The sequence below is a fragment of the Aestuariivirga sp. genome, assembly GCF_965227715.1.
GTDB lineage: Bacteria > Pseudomonadota > Alphaproteobacteria > Rhizobiales > Aestuariivirgaceae > Aestuariivirga.
On sequence record NZ_OZ245771.1, the window covers coordinates 969372 to 985763 of the forward strand.

Annotated in this window: 16 protein-coding genes; 7 read left to right on the plus strand and 9 right to left on the minus strand. The window is 62.5% G+C overall.

Features of this window, described 5'->3' with window-relative positions; all coding sequences use genetic code 11:
* Positions 1-6: 6 nt before the first annotated feature.
* A complete protein-coding gene (locus ACO06F_RS04745) occupies positions 7-474 on the minus strand; it encodes a DNA polymerase III subunit chi (RefSeq protein WP_421695540.1) in 468 nt (155 codons plus the stop codon).
* Between the two features lie 142 nt (positions 475-616).
* Here ACO06F_RS04745 and ACO06F_RS04750 point away from each other — a divergent pair, with 142 nt between their 5' ends.
* Positions 617-883, plus strand: coding sequence for a hypothetical protein (locus ACO06F_RS04750; protein ID WP_421695541.1), 267 nt, complete (start codon positions 617-619; stop codon positions 881-883).
* Between the two features lie 151 nt (positions 884-1034).
* Here ACO06F_RS04750 and ACO06F_RS04755 read toward each other — a convergent pair whose 3' ends face one another.
* From ACO06F_RS04755 to gcvA, 5 genes are read right to left on the minus strand one after another with little or no spacing between them, the layout of a single operon-like run.
* Positions 1035-2558 (minus strand): trimethylamine methyltransferase family protein, encoded by a 1524-nt coding sequence (locus ACO06F_RS04755; protein WP_421695542.1) that lies wholly within the window; start codon positions 2556-2558, stop codon positions 1035-1037.
* Positions 2555-3469 (minus strand): pseudouridine-5'-phosphate glycosidase, encoded by a 915-nt coding sequence (locus tag ACO06F_RS04760; RefSeq protein ID WP_421696623.1) that lies wholly within the window; start codon positions 3467-3469, stop codon positions 2555-2557. The genes ACO06F_RS04755 and ACO06F_RS04760 overlap by 4 nt, the downstream gene beginning before the upstream one ends.
* Positions 3470-3485: 16 nt before the next feature.
* Positions 3486-4397 (minus strand): carbohydrate kinase family protein, encoded by a 912-nt coding sequence (locus tag ACO06F_RS04765; protein ID WP_421695543.1) that lies wholly within the window; start codon positions 4395-4397, stop codon positions 3486-3488.
* The gene (locus ACO06F_RS04770) at positions 4397-5959 is read right to left on the minus strand and encodes a trimethylamine methyltransferase family protein (protein WP_421695544.1); all 1563 of its coding nucleotides are present in this window, start codon (positions 5957-5959) and stop codon (positions 4397-4399) included. Before ACO06F_RS04770 ends, ACO06F_RS04765 begins: the two co-directional genes overlap by 1 nt.
* The gene (gene gcvA, locus ACO06F_RS04775; protein ID WP_421695545.1) at positions 5956-6888 is read right to left on the minus strand and encodes a transcriptional regulator GcvA; all 933 of its coding nucleotides are present in this window, start codon (positions 6886-6888) and stop codon (positions 5956-5958) included. The genes ACO06F_RS04770 and gcvA overlap by 4 nt, the downstream gene beginning before the upstream one ends.
* 180 nt (positions 6889-7068) lie before the next feature.
* Between gcvA and ACO06F_RS04780 the strand changes: the two genes are divergently transcribed.
* The 4 genes from ACO06F_RS04780 to ACO06F_RS04795 are packed head-to-tail and all read left to right on the plus strand — an operon-like array spanning position 7069 to position 10602.
* Complete coding sequence (locus tag ACO06F_RS04780; RefSeq protein WP_421695546.1) at positions 7069-8646, plus strand: trimethylamine methyltransferase family protein; 1578 nt, start codon at positions 7069-7071, stop codon at positions 8644-8646.
* A 4-nt stretch (positions 8647-8650) separates the two neighbouring features.
* Entirely contained in the window at positions 8651-9310 is a 660-nt protein-coding gene (locus ACO06F_RS04785) for a ferredoxin (protein WP_421695547.1), read from the plus strand.
* A gap of 3 nt (positions 9311-9313) precedes the next feature.
* Positions 9314-10222: a homocysteine S-methyltransferase family protein gene (locus ACO06F_RS04790; protein ID WP_421695548.1), complete on the plus strand. Its 909-nt coding sequence runs from the start codon at positions 9314-9316 to the stop codon at positions 10220-10222.
* Complete coding sequence (locus tag ACO06F_RS04795) at positions 10219-10602, plus strand: GFA family protein (protein WP_421695549.1); 384 nt, start codon at positions 10219-10221, stop codon at positions 10600-10602. Before ACO06F_RS04790 ends, ACO06F_RS04795 begins: the two co-directional genes overlap by 4 nt.
* A 620-nt stretch (positions 10603-11222) precedes the next feature.
* Here ACO06F_RS04795 and ACO06F_RS04800 read toward each other — a convergent pair.
* Both ACO06F_RS04800 and ACO06F_RS04805 read right to left on the minus strand, forming a co-directional pair.
* Positions 11223-11858, minus strand: coding sequence for a DUF1638 domain-containing protein (locus ACO06F_RS04800; protein ID WP_421695550.1), 636 nt, complete (start codon positions 11856-11858; stop codon positions 11223-11225).
* 15 nt (positions 11859-11873) lie between these two features.
* Positions 11874-12575 carry a corrinoid protein gene (locus ACO06F_RS04805; protein WP_421695551.1) on the minus strand — a complete coding sequence of 234 codons (702 nt, stop codon included), beginning with the start codon at positions 12573-12575 and terminating at the stop codon, positions 11874-11876.
* A 161-nt stretch (positions 12576-12736) separates the two neighbouring features.
* Between ACO06F_RS04805 and ACO06F_RS04810 the strand changes: the two genes are divergently transcribed.
* Both ACO06F_RS04810 and ACO06F_RS04815 read left to right on the plus strand, forming a co-directional pair.
* Positions 12737-13981 (plus strand): cysteine desulfurase-like protein, encoded by a 1245-nt coding sequence (locus ACO06F_RS04810; protein ID WP_421695552.1) that lies wholly within the window; start codon positions 12737-12739, stop codon positions 13979-13981.
* A 3-nt stretch (positions 13982-13984) separates the two neighbouring features.
* Positions 13985-14914 (plus strand): Gfo/Idh/MocA family protein, encoded by a 930-nt coding sequence (locus ACO06F_RS04815; protein ID WP_421695553.1) that lies wholly within the window; start codon positions 13985-13987, stop codon positions 14912-14914.
* Here the strand turns inward: ACO06F_RS04815 and ACO06F_RS04820 are convergent.
* Positions 14874-16364, minus strand: a complete 1491-nt coding sequence (locus tag ACO06F_RS04820) for an AAA family ATPase (RefSeq protein WP_421695554.1) — start codon at positions 16362-16364, stop codon at positions 14874-14876. The two genes, ACO06F_RS04815 and ACO06F_RS04820, sit on opposite strands and share 41 nt — an antisense overlap.
* Between the last annotated feature and the right edge of the window lie 28 nt (positions 16365-16392).

The window sequence follows — 16392 nt, forward strand, 5'->3', positions numbered from 1 at the left end:
AGCAGTCTACTTGGTCGCCGCGCGGTTTTGCCAGCGGCCCTGCTCATCCTGTTGCCAGTAACTCACCTCATGGCCTTGGGCCTTGAAGCGTTTCCAGCCCTCACGTGCAGAATCAACGGCCTGCTGATCATTCCCGTCAAACAGGATCACGGCGCGCGTTAACCCTGTGATGTCACCCACCTCCGCGCCATCCACGAAGAAGCGGATGTTTGCATTATTGGGGTTCTCCGGTGTGGCCGTCAGCCAGATCGGCTGCAGATCGGGGAAACCGTCGGCCTTGGTGCCATGCGGCAGGAAGCTTTCGTCATCAAAGGCCCAAAGCTGTGACGCTAGCGCTTCCGAGCGCTCTTCCGAGCCTGCCTGCACAACCACGCGCCAGCCGCGCTCGAGACTCGTTGCGAGAAGCTTCGGCAGCACGGAGTCGAGCGGCTGGCGCTCGAGATGGTAAAAGAAAACAGGCGTCATCTGATCCATTGAGCAACAGCTCCCGCGGCGGTCAAGCCCACTAGCAACATCACCCTAAGTAAACTGCGCTGGCAATCATACCATATTGCTGAAATCAGTGGATTGGACGAATTTCATTGGCGACGAAATCCACTTCGAGCGGAGACGAAACGTGAAGGGTTCCGAACGTGACCAGCGCATCCAGCCGGAGCTGACTGTTCCGGTCAAGCTCTACTGCATGGGCGCCATGGTGGCGGACGAGGCCTCGCGTGAAGGCTTCCGCGATCTCGCGCGCACCTTCGAGGCCGCACTTTCATCCTTCCTCTCCGGCCTGTCGCGGACAGACCAGGGAGAGGCGCTGCGCCTATCCTACGAAGCCGCACTCGGTGACGAAGATGCCGCCCCGCCGCGTCTCCGCCTTGTTTACTCCCGGGATTAGAACATCAAGCGTTTGACTGGACTTCATTTCCCAACATATCGCCGCCATGCCAGCGAAGGCTGGCATGGCGACATCGAGAGATATCAAGCCTTGAAGAAAAAGCGGCTTTCCCTTCGACTGCCGAATGCATCAATTTTGAACGCCCGCTCCCTTAAAAATCCGTCTTCTCGCCACCTTCCGCCACGCGCCTGGCCACGAAGGCGTCAATCTGCTCCAGCCGGGCCGGGTCAAGCTCTGGTGGCCGGTACTCGGCCAGCGCCTGCTTCCACAAGAGATTGGCCTTACGTTCCGCCGTCGGCGAACCCGCAGCCTCCCAATTGGGGAAGTTCCGCCAGTCCGAAATGAGCGGCTGGTAGAAGGCGGTTGAATAGCGTTCCAACGTATGTTGCGCGCCGAAGAAATGCCCGCCCGGCCCCACCTCCTCCATGGCGGAGAGCGCCATGGCCGCCTCATCCACCACAACGGGTTTCAGGAATTCCTGCACCATCTGCAGCAGATCGACATCGAGCGCGAACTTCTCGTAGGAGGCAACGAGGCCGCCCTCCATCCAGCCCGCCGCATGCTGGATCACATTTCCCCCGCCCATGATGGCGCCCCACAGGGAGAAGACGGTTTCATAGGCCGCCTGCGCATCCACGCTGTTCGCCGCATTGGTGCTCGAGGTGCGGTAGGGCAGCTTGTAGCGCCGGGCCAGCTGCCCGCCCATGATGCAGGCCTTCATGTATTCCGGCGTGCCGAAGGCCGGGGCGCCGGACTTCATGTCCACGTTGGAGGTGAAGCCGCCATAGACGAAGGGGGCGCCAGGGTTCGTGAGCTGCGAAAGCGCCAGCCCCGCCAGCGCCTCCGCATTTTGCTCCACAAGGCCACCGGCCAGCGTCACCGGTGCCATGGCGCCGAGCAGTGTGAAGGGTGTCACCACTACAATCTGATTCAGCTTCGCCATTTCGATAATGCCCATCGCCATCGGCGCATCGAGCTTCAGCGGCGAATTGGTGTTGATCACCGTATAGGCCGATGGCTCAGTCAGCAGTTGCTCGTGGCTCACGCCACGCGCCAGGCGGATAATCTCCAGCCCGTCAAACAGCCGTGCGCGCCCCGTCGCATAGATGAAGGGCACCTTGTCAGAATAGACCATCTTGTTGCGGGTGATGTGCAGATGCCGCACGGAGGCATGAACGTCGAGCGCATCCACGGATGCGCCGCCCGCCGTGTGCACCGTGTTGAAGAACTGCGCCAGCTTCACGAAGTTGCCCGCATCCTCCAGCGTGCCAGGACGTCTGCCCTTGTCGAGGTCCGAACAATTGGGCGGGCCTCCCACGGGTGCGAAAGCAATCCACTTGCCGCCGATGCGAATGTTGTGGGCAGGGTTCCGCGCATGAAACGTGAACTCCGAAGGCGGCGTCTTCAGTGCCTCCTCGATGATGTCGCGCCCAATGCGCACGCGCTCACCCGAAATGCGTGCACCTGCCTTCTGCAGAATGTCGCGGGCCTCGGGCAGCAGCACATCCATGCCGATCTCTTCCAGCACGCGAAGGGACTGCCGGTGGATCGCTTCAATCTGGTCATCCGATATGATGCGGGAGAATTCCAGCGTGTGCTGGGGCTGCTTCCACGGCAGCTGCTGGATCGGAGAATGTGCGGCATCAGCACGGCGGCCTCGGCGCTGAACGTTCATGCTGCAGTCTCCGCAAAAGCAACCGCGATCTCCGCGGCAATTCTGGCATTGTGCCTGACGAGAGCAATATTGGCGGCAAGCGACCGGCCTGCCGTCACGCCGGCGATTTCAGCCAGCAAAAAGGGTGTCAGTTCCTTTCCTGAAATGCCCTGGATGGCAGCCTTCTTCACCGCAGCCTCGATCACGGGCGAAATCTCGTCCGAAGGGATTTCAAACTCCGTCGGAATGGGATTGGCAACCACAATGCCGCCCTTCAAACCCATGTCCCACTTGGCATGCATCACGCGCGCAATCTCCGCAGGGCTTTCGCAGCTCATTGGCACCGCATGCCCGCTCCGGCGGGAATAGAAGGCAGGGAACTCCGCCGTGGCGAGGCCGATCACCGGCACGCCAAGCGTTTCGAGTGTTTCGAGCGTGAGGGCGAGGTCGAGAATGGCCTTGGCACCCGCCGTCACCACCGCCACATCGCTCGTCGCGAACTCCGTCATGTCGGCGGAAATATCGAAGCTCCGTTCCGCCCCGCGATGAACACCGCCGATGCCCCCCGTGGCGAAGACGCGGATCCCCACCATCGCGGCAATGCGCATGGTGGAGGCAACCGTTGTTGCACCATCGAGGCCTTGCGCCACGATGAAGGGCAAGTCCCGCACGGACACCTTGGCAATGGAGCGCCCTTCGCGGCCGAAGCGGTCGAGCTCCTCTGCGGAGAGCCCAATCTTCAGAACACCCCCCAGAATGGCAATCGTCGCAGGCACGGCGCCATTGGCGCGCACGATGGCTTCCACCTCGCGCGCCGTGTCCACATTCTGCGGATAGGGCATGCCATGGGCGATGATGGTGGATTCAAGCGCCACCACGGGCTTGCCCTGCGCAAGCGCATCGCGAATTTCGTCGGTGAGGTGAGGTTCAATGGCCAAGGGTCAGTCTCTATATATTCAAAGTCATGCGCAGGAGCCTATCACGGCTCAAACCCTGCGCCACCGATTCCGCCGAAGAAAGCTTGATTGCCGCTGCGCATTGCCCCAGCCGTGCCGCTTCCGCCAGCGAATGCCCTTCCAGCAAGCCGAAGACCAGCCCCGCCACGGCCGCATCGCCAGCACCCGTGACATCCGCGATCACCGTGTCGCGCAAGGGTTCCACCTTGATCTTCACACGTCCATCAGATGCCAGCGCACCTTGGTTCCCCAAGTGCAGGACGATGTTGGAGAAGCCAAGTTCGTGAAGCCTCACTAGCCCCTCCTCTCCGCTTGCACCCGTCAGCGCCACGAGCTGTTGTGCATTGGGCGTGATGGCGAAAACCGGCTGAGCCCGCTCAAACTGAAGGAGCTTCTGTGACTTGGCAACGGAGACCGGCTCAATCAGAAGTCTGATGCCTTCGCGCGCGCAGAAACCGGCAAGCCAGGAGAGGCAGGCGGCAGAAAGATTGCAGTCCGCAACCAGCATCTCTGCCCGGCGCAGATGCGCGGCCTTGTCTTCGAGGTGCGAGGGCAGGATATGATCCATCGCCCGCATATCGTTGACGGCGCTGACCAGCTCTCCCCATTCGTCAAGAATGGCGAGATACGTTCCGGAAGGTCCCTCGACCGCCAGGGACTGCGTCAGGTCAACCCCCGCCTGTTCACAGGCGTGGCGCAGGAACGCGCCACTGGCATCTTGGCCCAGCGCCGTCACCAGGGAGACGGTGATGCCGAGCCGCGCCAGATTATCGGCAATGTTGCGGCCAACGCCGCCCGCAGCATGGGTCACTTCACCCGGGTTCGAAGTGCCTGCAACATAGGGCCCCTTCGCGCGGCCCTTGATGTCCACATTCGCACCACCGATGACGACGACCTTCGGCATCAGAAATCGGTGGGTGCACCGCCCTCCGCCTTGCGCTTGTCGACAAAGGCATTCAGCTCGTCGCGCACGGCATCGTCGATCGGGGGCTGCTGATAGTCCGCCAGCGCCTGCTTCCACACGGCATTGGCCTTCTGCCAGGCCTCGGGCTTGCCCGCCGCCAGCCACTGCTGGTTGTTGCGCCAGTCGGAGACGATGGGCGCATAAAAAGCGTTGGTGTAGCGCTGCAGCGTATGCTGCGCGCCGAAGAAATGTCCGCCGGGGCCCACCTCACGGATCGCCTCGACGCCCAGCGCATCTTCCGTGGTTTCGAGCGGCTGCATGAACTCGCTCACCATCTGGATCAGGTCACAGTCCAGAATGAATTTCTCGAAGCTCGCCACCAGCCCGCCCTCGAGCCAGCCTGCGCCATGCATGATCAGATTGCCGCCGCCCATGGTCAGGCCCCAGAGCGAGAACACGCTTTCATAGGCCGCCTGGGCATCGACCGTATTGGCCGCGCAAGTGTTGGAGGTGCGGAACGGCACCTTATAGCGCCGCGCCAACTGGCCGCCGACGATGGTCGCCTTCATGTATTCCGGCGTGCCGAAAGCCGGTGCGCCGGATTTCATGTCGACGTTGGAGGTGAAGCCGCCATAGATGACGGGCGCTCCCTTGCGCACCAGCTGGGTGAAGGCGATGCCGGCCAAGGCCTCGGCATTCTGTTCCACAAGCGCTCCTGCCACCGTCACCGGCGCCATGGCGCCCGCCAGCGTAAAGGGTGTGACGCAGACGATCTGGTTGCGGGATGACATTTCAAGAATGCCGCGCAGCATCGGAGTATCGAGCTTCAGCGGCGAATTGGTGTTGATGATGGTGAAGAGCGAAGGCTCACGCTCCAGCTGCTCATGGCTGATGCCGCGGCCGATGCGGGCGATCTCGATCCCGTCCCGAATGCGCTCGGCACCCAGCGAATAGGCGTGGAAGGGCTTGTCGGTCAGCAGCACGGCATCGCGCAGCGCTTCGAGGTGGCGCACCGAGGCGTGAATGTCGATCGGCTCCACCGGATATCCGGAGAGGAATCCGATGCAGTTGAAGTATTGCGCAAGCTTCACGAAGTTGCGGTAATCCTGGTAATTGCCGGTGCGGCGGCCGCCATCCATGTCGGAGCTGTTGGGCGGGCTCGCCACCGTGCCGAAGGTGATGGCGTTGCCGCCGATCCGCTGGCTGTTCTCCGGGTTTCGCGCATGGAAGGTGAATTCGGAAGGTGCGGAAGAAATCAGCTCCTCGATCATCGCGGGGTCGAAGCGGACGCGCTCGCCTTCGACGCTGGCGCCCGCGGCCTTCAGCATGTCGCGCGCTTCCGGCAACGTGAAGTCCATGCCGATTTCGGAGAGCACCTTCAGCGACGCCAGGTGGATCGATTCCAGCTCATCGGCGGAGACGATCTCCATCGGCGGGAAGAAGCGCTTGAGCTTGCGGCGCGCCAGCTGCGGCACGGGGGTTCGTCCGTCGCTGCTCCCGGCCTTTCGTCCTCCACCTTCGCGGCGGCTGCGGCGGGGCGTCTCGCTGTCGGTATTCGTCACGTCTCAGTTCCTTTTTCGCGGTAGGATTCGAGCGAGGGGTCGGCGGCGATCTGCTTTGCCAGCCAATCCTCGAAGCGCTTGATCTTGGGCTTCATGCGATGCTCCGCATTGCAGGCGAACAGCCAGTTGTGGCGGTGCGGAACCTTCAGCGGAAAGGGCTGCACCAGGCGGCCCGTTTTGATCTCTTCGGTGGCGAAGGGGCCGATCGTCATGGCGATGCCCCTGCCTTCGATTGCAGCCTCCTGTGCCAGAATATAGCTGTCAAAGGCCAACCGGTCCGAAAGCTTGATGCCCGTCACGCCGGCCGCCTCAAGCCAGAGGTGCCAGTCCTCCTCCGCCGTATAGACATAGAGAAGCTTGTGCTTCTTCAGGTCCTCCGGCGTCTTCAGCCCATTGGGACCTTTGAGAAGCTCCGGTGAACAGATCGGCGTCAGCAGCGAGGTGAAGAGCGTGCGGTAAAAATGGTCGGGCGAGCGGTTGCGCGCCAGGATGAAGCCGGCATCGACATTCTTCTCGTCAAAGTCCCAGTCGAAATAGGAGGTCGAGAGCCGCACCTTCATATCGGGGAAGCGCTTCTCGAAATCATGAAGCCGCGGGATCAGCCATTTGAGGGCGACCGTCACATAGACCTGCACCGTCAGCTCATTGTCGGAGGCAGAGGGCTTCAGCGCGCGGGTCTGCGCCTCGATCAGGTCGAAGGCCTCGCGGACGGGGGCGAAATAAGTGTGGCCGGCCTGGGTCAATTCGGCGCGGCGGGCATCGCGGCGGAACAGCTGCACGCCCAGGCGCTGCTCCAGCGCCTTCACCTGGTGGCTCACGGCGGATCGTGTGATCCCCAACTCACCTGCGGCGAGGCGGAAACTGCCGAGCCGGGCGGCCGCCTCGAAAGCGGTCAGGGCACGCAGGGGCGGCAGGTCGCGTCTGGCCAAGATTCCTCACCACTGAAACGATGTCATCTTCTAACATCACCGAATTCAGATGGTTAAGGGGAGAGTTTCGGAAAATCGCCGTCCAGAGGTGAAAAAAACTAACGCCTACTCGCAAAAGATAGGCCATTGAAACTGCGCCCCGATCCAGAGGATATAGGGCCCATACGAGGAGGCCCATTCATGAGTGCTGTTGAAGACCTGTCCCGCCGCCGCGGTGGCCGTGAAGCCCGCCGTGCGCTGCGTTCGCGCCCCATTCCGCAGGCCGAGGCCGCAGTTCGCCCCGGCATGGAAGGCGGGCAGTACAAGCCGCTCACCGAGCGCGACATGCAGCGCATCCATGAAACGGCCTTGACGCTTCTTGAAACCGTGGGCCTCGCGCAGGCCATTCCCACCTGCGTTGAGGCCATGACGGCGCGTGGCTGCTGGCTCAATGAACATGGCCGCCTGTGCATCCCCCGCGCCCTCGTTGAGGATACGCTGGCAAGCTGCGCCCGGAACTTCGTGCTCCACGCCCGCGATACGAAGCATGACATGGAGCCTTCGGGCAACAAGGTCTATTTCGGCACCGCCGGTGCCGCCGTCCACATCGTCGAGCCCGAGACCCGGTCATACCGCGAATCCCTGCTGGTCGATCTCTATGACGCCGGCCGCATCGTGGACAATTGCGAGCACATCCATTTCTACCAGCGCCCGGTCACCGCGCGTGACATGATCACCGGCCACGACCTGGACATCAACACCATGTATGCTTGCCTCGCCGGCACGCAGAAGCATGTGGGTACCTCCATGGTGGATCCTGCCCATGTCGATGAATGCCTGCAGATTCTCCATGTGTTGGCCGGCGGTGAAGACAAGTGGCGCGAGCGGCCCTTCGTCTCGCAGTCCAACTGTTTCGTCGTGCCGCCGATGAAATTCGCGGAAGATGCCTGCCGCTGCCTGGAAACGGCCGCACGCGGCCGAATGCCGGTGCTGCTGCTCTCCGCCGCGCAGGCGGGGGCCACGTCTCCTGCCGCGCTGGCCGGAACCGTGGTTCAGGCCGTGTCGGAATGTCTTGCGGGCCTCGTTTACATCAACTGCGTGGTGCCGGGGGCCATTGCCATCTGGGGCCCGTGGCCCTTCGTGTCTGACTTGCGCACCGGCGCCATGTCGGGTGGCTCGGGCGAACAGGCGCTCATCACCTCGGGCTGCGCCCAGATGGGGCATTTCTACAATCTGACCGTCGGTTCTGCCGCCGGCATGTGCGATTCCAAACTGCCGGACATGCAGGCGGGCTACGAGAAGGGCGTGACGGCGGGCATCTCCGCCATGACGGGCATCAACATGCTCTATGAGTCCGCCGGAATGCACGCTTCGCTCCTGGGCTTCTGCCTCGAGAGCCTGCTGATCGACAATGACATGCTGGGCTCGATCAACCGCAACGTCCGCGGCATCGAGGTCAATGAAGACACGCTGTCGCTTGAGGTGATCGCCAATGTCTGCATCGAAGGCCCCGGCCATTATCTGGGCAATGAGCAGACGCTGCAGCTGATGCAGAAAGACTATGTCTATCCGCAAGTGGCCAACCGCATGAGCCCCAAGGAATGGAACGAGGCTGGAAAGCCTGACATCGTCGAACGCGCCGCCGCCCGGAAGCGCGAGATCCTGTCAACTTACTATCCGGAATACATTCCGCGCCACATCGATGAGCAGATCCGCGCCAAGCATGACATCAAGCTGCCGCGCAGCGTGATGGAGCCGGGCGATCCGCGCTGGGCGTAATCCTGTGGAACACCCGATCCTGACAGCAATCCGCCGGGCGGGCTTCACGCCCCTCGGCTGGTTCGAGCCGGGGCCGGAAGACAGGGCGCCGGAAGATGCGCGCTTCATCATCCTGATCGGGAATGCCGGGCCGGAGATGTTCCGCCGTTTCGCGCGCGAGCGTGACCCTTCGCGGGACAAGATGAATGACTGGACGCGCGACACGGTCCAGGCACTGGGGCGGGACCTTGATGCCAAGGCGGCCTACCCCTTCGATCTGGAGCCGCCCTGGCCCTTCCTCACCTGGGCGAGACGGGCTGGAGCCGGTTTTTCCTCACCGCTGGGGCTCAACATTCACCCGGCTTACGGTCTCTGGCACGCCTATCGTGCGGCGCTGCTGTTTCCCGTGGTGCTCGATCTTCCGGTCCAGGATGCGGGGCCTCATCCGTGTGAGCGCTGCGTTGGGAAACCCTGCTTGAGCGCCTGCCCCGTTCAGGCTTTTGACGGCGCATCCTACAATGTTCCGGCCTGTGCGGCGCATCTTGCAACGGCGGAAGGCCAGCTCTGCGTGGCGGGCGGCTGTCTTGCGCGCCATGCCTGCCCTGTGGGACAAGGCTTTGCCTATGCTCCGGCCCAGGCTCAGTTTCACATGCGGGCGTTCCTCGCAGCACGGCAAGAGGCTTGAAACATGTACGATCACATCCGGCAGAAGCTCGCGCGCGGCGAGACGATCATTCTCGATGGCGGCACGGGAACCGACATTCAGCGCCGCGGCGTGCCGATGAGTTCGTCCACCTGGTGTGCCGAAGCAAATGTGAGCCACCCCGATGTGGTGCGTGAAGTGCATGCCGATTACATCCGCGCCGGTGCGGATCTCATCATCGCCAACACCTTTGCAACCTCTCCCCTGCTGTTCAATGCCCTGGGCCGCGATGACGAGCTTCTGGAGATTGACCGTGCCGCGGTGAAGCTCGCGCAGGAGGCAGCCTCCGGCCACCCCGTCGCCGTGGCGGGGTCCATGTCCACCATGCGTCCCGTGGTGGCGGGCAGCGACCGCACGGAGAAGCAGCGGGAATGGCCCGAGGCGGAAGCCCGCGCGCTGTTCAAGCGCAAGGCGGATAATTTCGCCGCCGCCGGCGTTGACCTCATCATGATGGAGATGATGCGCGATGCCGATTATTCCGTCTGGGCCACGGAGACCGCGCAAGCCACGGGCCTTCCCGTGTGGATCGGCATTTCGGTTGAACGCCATGGCGGCAAGCTCACCGGCTTCGGCCGCGAGGATCAGGACTTCGAGAACGTGGCGCGCGTGCTCTCGGCCCTGAAGCCGGATGCGATCAGCATCATGCACACCTCACCCAATGACACGGATGAGGCGATCGACATTCTGCGCAAATACTGGAAGGGCCCGATCGGCGCTTACCCTGAGAGCGGCTATTTCACCATGCCCGACTGGACCTTCGTGGACATCATCCCGCCTGAGGAACTCGTTGCGCGTTCCAGGACATGGAAGTCGAAGGGCGTCACTGCCTTCGGCGGCTGCTGCGGCCTGGGGCCGGATCACATCACAGCTCTTTCAAAGGCCTTTCACGCATGAAAACCGGATCCTGCCTTTGCGGCGCCGTCTCCTTCGAAGTGAACGGCGCCCTCCGCCCCGTTCTCGCCTGCCACTGCATCCAGTGCCGCAAGCAAACGGGCAACTACATGTCAGCCACCGCCTGCGCCGACAGCGAGCTCACCTTCACGAAGGCAGACGGTCTTAAATGGTACCGCTCCAGCGGCATCGCCCAGCGCGGCTTCTGTGAGGCGTGCGGCTCGGTGCTGTTCTGGAAGCGTGACGGCAGCACGGACATCTCCATCACCGCCGGCAGCATCGACGGCCCAACGGGCACTTATCTCGAAGGCCACATCTATTGTGAAAGTGCAGGCGACTACTACGCCATCACCGGCGGCGCCTACCGCAAGGAAGAGTGGTAGGCACCAGCCCCCACAAAAGCATCTCTCCCGCGGCACCCCCACAGGCGCGGTCGTCAGATGTGTTTTCCCTTCTCCCGTCGCACCGCGATGGGAGAAGGTGCCCGAAGGGCGGATGAGGGCCTCTCTCCACGAGTCCCGATGCCGAAAGCGGCCCTCATCCGTCGCTGCGCGCCACCGTCTCCCATTGGCTGCGCTGACGGGAGAAGGGAAAAACACCAGGAATTCTGCTTGACTTTATTCCTACCCTATGCTACCAAACTCCCACTCCCCCCAGTCGGGGTCCTGCTCATGACGGTGAGCTCGGGCGGGGTGGAGGGCAGGCCTGCGGGTGCGGCGTAACGTGTGCCACACTCCCGGGGGCTGAAGGAGGGACCCGGAGGCATTAAGACCTCCGCGCCGAGAGGCACGCCGGGCCGTCCGAGGGACTGCCGGGTAAGCTTCCTCCCCAAAGCCTAAAAACCTGCCGGATCGCGGGCGCTGCCCAGCGCTCCTACCGCTGGTCCTTCACCGGATCAGCACACTGCGCCGGGCAGCGCCCGCGCCTCCCTTTTCTGCCTCCGGGGGACAAATGCCACCCTCACCAAGGATGATCCATGGCCGCTTCTCTTCGCTTTGCGCCCTCAGGCCCTGGCCTTCAGGTCGCGCTCCAGCTCACCATAGCCTGTGTAGCGATATTCATAGGCAAGGTTCAGGCGCTTTGCAGCCGCCATGGCCTTCTTGGCCAGGTCCTCATTGTGCGTCTGCGCGAGGAACACGATCTTGGTATAATTGCCGAAATAGAGCGGCAGCAATTCCGGATGCCGGTCGATCCCCAGCCCCTCCCAGATCAGCTTGTCGAAATGGCGCGCGAGATAATCCGTGAGGAAGAAGGCAGTCACGTCCTCATCGGCCGTTTTGGCGAAGTCTTCATTGCCGGAAAAGAAGGCGTAGCAATGCGGGCCTTCGAGGCGTTCCACCCCCTCCTCCGCCAGCAGCTGGTCCAGCATGCCGCCGGTGCCGCAATCGCCATAAAGCACGAAGATCGACTCGTAGCGGGGTTTGGCCTCCCGGATCTTGGCGCGAAGTGCGGGCACGATCTTGTCTGGCGTATTGTGCCATTTGGCGGGAAGGCACTGGAGATCGAAGGCCGTCCAGCGGTTGCGCTCGATCAGGTCCACAATCTCGCGGCCCAAGGCACCGCAGGCCAGGAGAAGAACCTTCCCCTGGCCTGGCTTGAACTCATATTCGTCAGATGGCTTGAGATTGACAAGGGTCATCCGACCCTCCGAAAATCAGCTCGCCGCGAGCTGGTTGTGCTTGCGCGCCATGTAGCTCTTGGCGGTTTCGACGGCCACTGCCGCATCGCGGCAATAGGCATCGGCACCAATGGCCTTGGCGAATTCCTCGTTCAGAGGTGCACCGCCGACGAGCACCACATAATCGTCGCGCATGCCCTTTTCCTTCATGGTGTCGATCACGACCTTCATGTAGGGCATCGTCGTGGTGAGCAGCGCAGACATGCCGAGAATGTCCGGCTTGTGCTCTTCCATGGCGGCGAGATATTTCTCGACGGGGTTGTTGATCCCCAAGTCGATCACCTCGAAGCCGGCACCTTCCATCATCATGCCGACCAGATTCTTGCCGATGTCGTGAATGTCGCCCTTGACCGTGCCGATCACCATCTTGCCCTGGCGCGGTGCGCCGGTGGCAATCAGCAGCGGGCGGAGGATGAACATGCCGGCCTTCATCGAGTTGGCGGCAAGCAGCACTTCCGGCACGAACAGGATGCCGTCACGGAAGTCGACGCCAACGATGCGCATGCCCTCGACCAAGGCTTCGGTCAGCACCTTGTAGGGCGTCCAGCCGCGGCCGAGCAGAATGTGCACTGCGGCCTCGACCTCTTCCTTCAGGCCGTCATACAGGTCGTCATGGACCTGCTGAACGAGATCCTCGTCACTGAGGGAGTTCAGGTCAAGTTCGCCATCATCGCTCATCGGCTGTCTCCGGACGGAAATTCATGAAGGATCACAATAGTCCCGCGCCTCGGCGAAGCGCCGCCAGCGGGCGACGTCCACATGCCGGAAAGCGACGGTTGAGGCAAGGGGAAAGGCCGTCTAAGGATGAGGCCCCTTTTGATGGAGCCGGGTTTTTCAGCATGTCAGCCGCCTTTGACGTCACCTCCTGCCGCAGCCAGTTTCCCGCCCTGTCTATCGCCGATCAGGGCAAGGCCCGAATCTACTTCGACAACCCGGCAGGAACTCAGGTGCCCCAGCAGGTGATCGATCGCACGGTCGACTGCCTGACGGCGCGGAACGCTAATCTGGGCGGCTATTTCAAGACCACGGTCGAGGCAGGCCAGCTGGTGGACGAGGCCCACCAGGCCTGTGCCGATTTCTACAATGCGGGTTCTGCCGCCGAGATCGTGTTCGGGCAGAACATGACCAGCCTCACGCTCCACATGTCCCGCTGCCTGGGCAAGCGCTTCAAGCCTGGCGACGAGATCGTGCTCTCGCGCATGGATCATGACGCAAATGTTGCCCCCTGGCTTCTCCTCGCCGAAGACTTGGAGCTGACCGTGCGCTGGATGGATTTCGACACCGAGACTTACGAGTTCCCGGATGACGCCCTCTCCAAGGTGCTGAGCGAGAAGACCAAGCTCCTCGCCATGGGCATGGCGTCCAACTGCACCGGCACCGTCAATGACGCAAAGCGCTTTGCCGCCCAGGCCAAGGCAGCGGGCGCCATCGTCTATCTCGATGCCGTGCAATTTGCGCCCCACTATGCAATCGACGTGCAGGACCTCGGTGCGGATTTCGTGGTGTCATCTGCCTACAAGTGGTTCGGGCCCCACCAGGGCATTCTCTGGGGCCGCGAGGCGCTGCTGAAAGACACCTTCGGTTACAAGGTGCGGCCCGCGGGCGAAGAGCTGCCGCATAAATTCGAGACCGGCACGCTATCCCATGAAGGCATGGCCGGCACGCTTGGAGCGATCGACTATCTCGAGCAGTTCGGCACAGGTGCTAATCGGGTGCAGCGCGTGGCCTCCGCCTGGGGCACGCTCGCTGCTTACGAGCATGCCATCACGCAGAAACTGATCGACGGCCTCCGAAGCTTCAAGGGCTTGACGATCCGCGGCATCACCTCCGCCAATGCCCTGCACCGGCGTGTGCCGACCGTTTCCTTCACGCTCGACGGGCACCATCCGGAGGGCCTGGCCAAGGATTTCGCGAAGGACAATATCTTCGTCTGGTCCGGGCATAATTATGCAATCGAGCCCGTCTCGCGCATGGGGCTGATGGAGAAGGGCGGCGTGCTGCGCGTGGGACTTGCCCATTACAACACGGAGGCGGAAGTGGATGCGCTTCTCTCATCCCTCACCCGCCAGATCAGGAGCGCTTAGACCATGGCATTCAAGCTCGGCATAATCGGACTGGGAAAGATCGCGCAGGACCAGCACCTGCCCGTGGTGCAGAAGAACAAGGATTTCGAACTGGCCGCCGTGGTCTCCTCACGCGGGGGATATGGCGATGTTCCGGCCTTCCGCACCCCGGCGGAACTTTTCCGCAGCGGGTTGAAGCTCGACGCGGTGGCGCTGTGCATGCCGCCCGAGCCGCGCTTTGCCATTGCGCGCGATGCGCTGGACGCGGGGCTTCATGTGCTGATGGAAAAGCCACCCACGCCGACCGTGGGCGAACTCAATGCCATCGCCGAACATGCGAAGAAGACGCACCGCGTTCTCTTCACCACATGGCATTCTCAATATAACGCAGCAGTTGATGAGGCGAAACGGCTGCTTGCGGGCAAGCGCGTGACCAGGCTTCACGTGAGCTGGAAGGAAGATGTGCGCCACTGGCACCCGGGCCAAGACTGGATCTGGGAGCCCGGCGGCTTCGGCGTGTTCGACCCGGGCATCAACGCCTTTTCCATCGTGACGAAAATCTTGCCCCAGCCGATTTTCGTAAAGTCGGCCATGCTGGAGACCCCCCGCAACAAGGCAACACCCATCGGGGCGCAGATCACCTTCAAACCCAGCTGGGAAGGTCCAGCGGAGCTCACCGCCGATCTCGACTGGCGGCAGACGGGTGAGCAGAGCTGGAACATCGACGTCGAGACAGCCGATGGCCTCAAACTCGAACTGCGTAACGGTGGAACGGAACTGTTCCTCGGTGGCATTGCCGTCAAATCCGCACCCATGGCGGAGTATGGGGCGATCTACGTCCACTTTGCAGAGCTGCTGACGTCCGGGCGTTCGCATGTGGATGGCGCGCCACTGCAGCTCGTCTCGGATTGCTTCATGATGGGGCGGCGGACGGAGACGGAGGCGTTCCTCTGAGCAGGGCCAGTGTTTCGGCGGGGGTTCCGGCCGCATTTATGCGGGGCCAGTTGAGGCTGCCGAGGTCATAGTGCAATTGGCGCGAGACAACGGCAGGCGTTGCGTCGGAGGCATCTGCCGTGCGGGCGGCGACGCGGGCGGTGAGGATTGCGGCGGGGGCTTCAAGCCAGAAGCCGCGGAAAAGGGCGCGGGTTCTGCGGGCAATCTCTTCCGCGGCCTGGCGCTCCGCTTGGTGCGCGAAGACGGCATCGAGCACCACCGAATGACCGGCCGCCAGCGCGCGCTCTGCCCGGGCAAGGCAGGCAGCATAGACGTCCGCCGAGGACTGCCGCGAATAGCTTTCGAGCGGCAGGCGATCAGTTTCATCAACCCCCGCCAGCACCTTGCGCTCCACATCACTACGCACGACCAAGGCGCCGGGCGGTGCGCCCAGCATTGGTGCAAGGCCCGCCGCGGCCGTCGACTTGCCCGTGCCCGAAAACCCACCGATGCAGGTGAGAATGGGCGGCGACACCTTGAGATAAGCAATAGCGGCACGGAACCAATCCAGTGCCTGGCCGCGCTCTTTCATCGATTTGTTCGACGCCAGCTCATGCGCGAGATCAGCCGTGACCAGCGCACGCACGCCTGCCCTCGTCGACAGGAAGAGCGGCAGCAGCGAGAGACCCGAGAGATCTTCCTGGGCACGGCGGATATGAAGATAGCGGTTGAGAACGTGATTGGCAGCGCGCAATTCGCCGCTGGTCCACAGGTCCATGAGCAGGAAGGCCAGATCATAGAGCACATCGATGGTGGCAATCTTCTCACTGAACTCGATGGCATCGAAGAGTTTGGGCTCCCCCTCCTCCACGATGATGTTCCCGGCATGCATGTCTCCGTGGCAGCGGCGCACCAGGCCCTGTTCACCACGATCGGTGAGGAGTTGCCGGTCGCAGCGCAGAGCTGCCTCATAGAGGGCGTGGAACTCCAAGGTATCGGCCGGACGAAATATATCGGGCGAATCGATGAAGGCGGACGAAAGCTGGGCGCCAAGGCCCATCATGATGTCAGACCCCTTCACATCGCGCCGGGGGGCGCTGGCGTGGGCATGCGCCGCCATGGCCGCGAGCCTGCCGGCAAGCTTCACATCCACGGCGCCATGGGCCATTTTCCAGGACAAGAGCGCTTGATCAGCGAAGCGGCGCATGACCAGGACGGGCTCTCCTCTCACCTCCTCTACGCGCAGATAGAGATCCGGCGCGAAAATGCGGTTGATCTCGAGTTCATTGCCAAGCACCGCCCTGCGCTTCTCCACGCTGGAGAAATCCAGATAGGGGAGCTTCACCGGTTTTTTGATCTTGAAAGCACTGTCCCCCACTAGGAACACATGTGCCGCGTGGGTTTCCACCTGCTTCACGGGCTGTCCGGGAAAGCCCCATGTCTCTCCCTTGAGGAAGACGGTATCGAACATGACGCGACAATGCCGCGACATCCCTCAA

Coding starts and splice junctions, on each gene's coding strand:
- ACO06F_RS04815 (WP_421695553.1), top strand. CDS start 13,985: ATGGCATTCAAGCTCGGCATAATCGGACTGGGAAAGATCGCGCAGGAC.
- ACO06F_RS04745 (WP_421695540.1), bottom strand. CDS start 474: ATGGATCAGATGACGCCTGTTTTCTTTTACCATCTCGAGCGCCAGCCG.
- ACO06F_RS04765 (WP_421695543.1), bottom strand. CDS start 4,397: ATGCCGAAGGTCGTCGTCATCGGTGGTGCGAATGTGGACATCAAGGGC.
- ACO06F_RS04800 (WP_421695550.1), bottom strand. CDS start 11,858: ATGACCCTTGTCAATCTCAAGCCATCTGACGAATATGAGTTCAAGCCA.
- ACO06F_RS04755 (WP_421695542.1), bottom strand. CDS start 2,558: ATGAACGTTCAGCGCCGAGGCCGCCGTGCTGATGCCGCACATTCTCCG.
- ACO06F_RS04820 (WP_421695554.1), bottom strand. CDS start 16,364: ATGTTCGATACCGTCTTCCTCAAGGGAGAGACATGGGGCTTTCCCGGA.
- ACO06F_RS04780 (WP_421695546.1), top strand. CDS start 7,069: ATGAGTGCTGTTGAAGACCTGTCCCGCCGCCGCGGTGGCCGTGAAGCC.
- ACO06F_RS04790 (WP_421695548.1), top strand. CDS start 9,314: ATGTACGATCACATCCGGCAGAAGCTCGCGCGCGGCGAGACGATCATT.
- ACO06F_RS04805 (WP_421695551.1), bottom strand. CDS start 12,575: ATGAGCGATGATGGCGAACTTGACCTGAACTCCCTCAGTGACGAGGAT.
- ACO06F_RS04795 (WP_421695549.1), top strand. CDS start 10,219: ATGAAAACCGGATCCTGCCTTTGCGGCGCCGTCTCCTTCGAAGTGAAC.
- ACO06F_RS04810 (WP_421695552.1), top strand. CDS start 12,737: ATGTCAGCCGCCTTTGACGTCACCTCCTGCCGCAGCCAGTTTCCCGCC.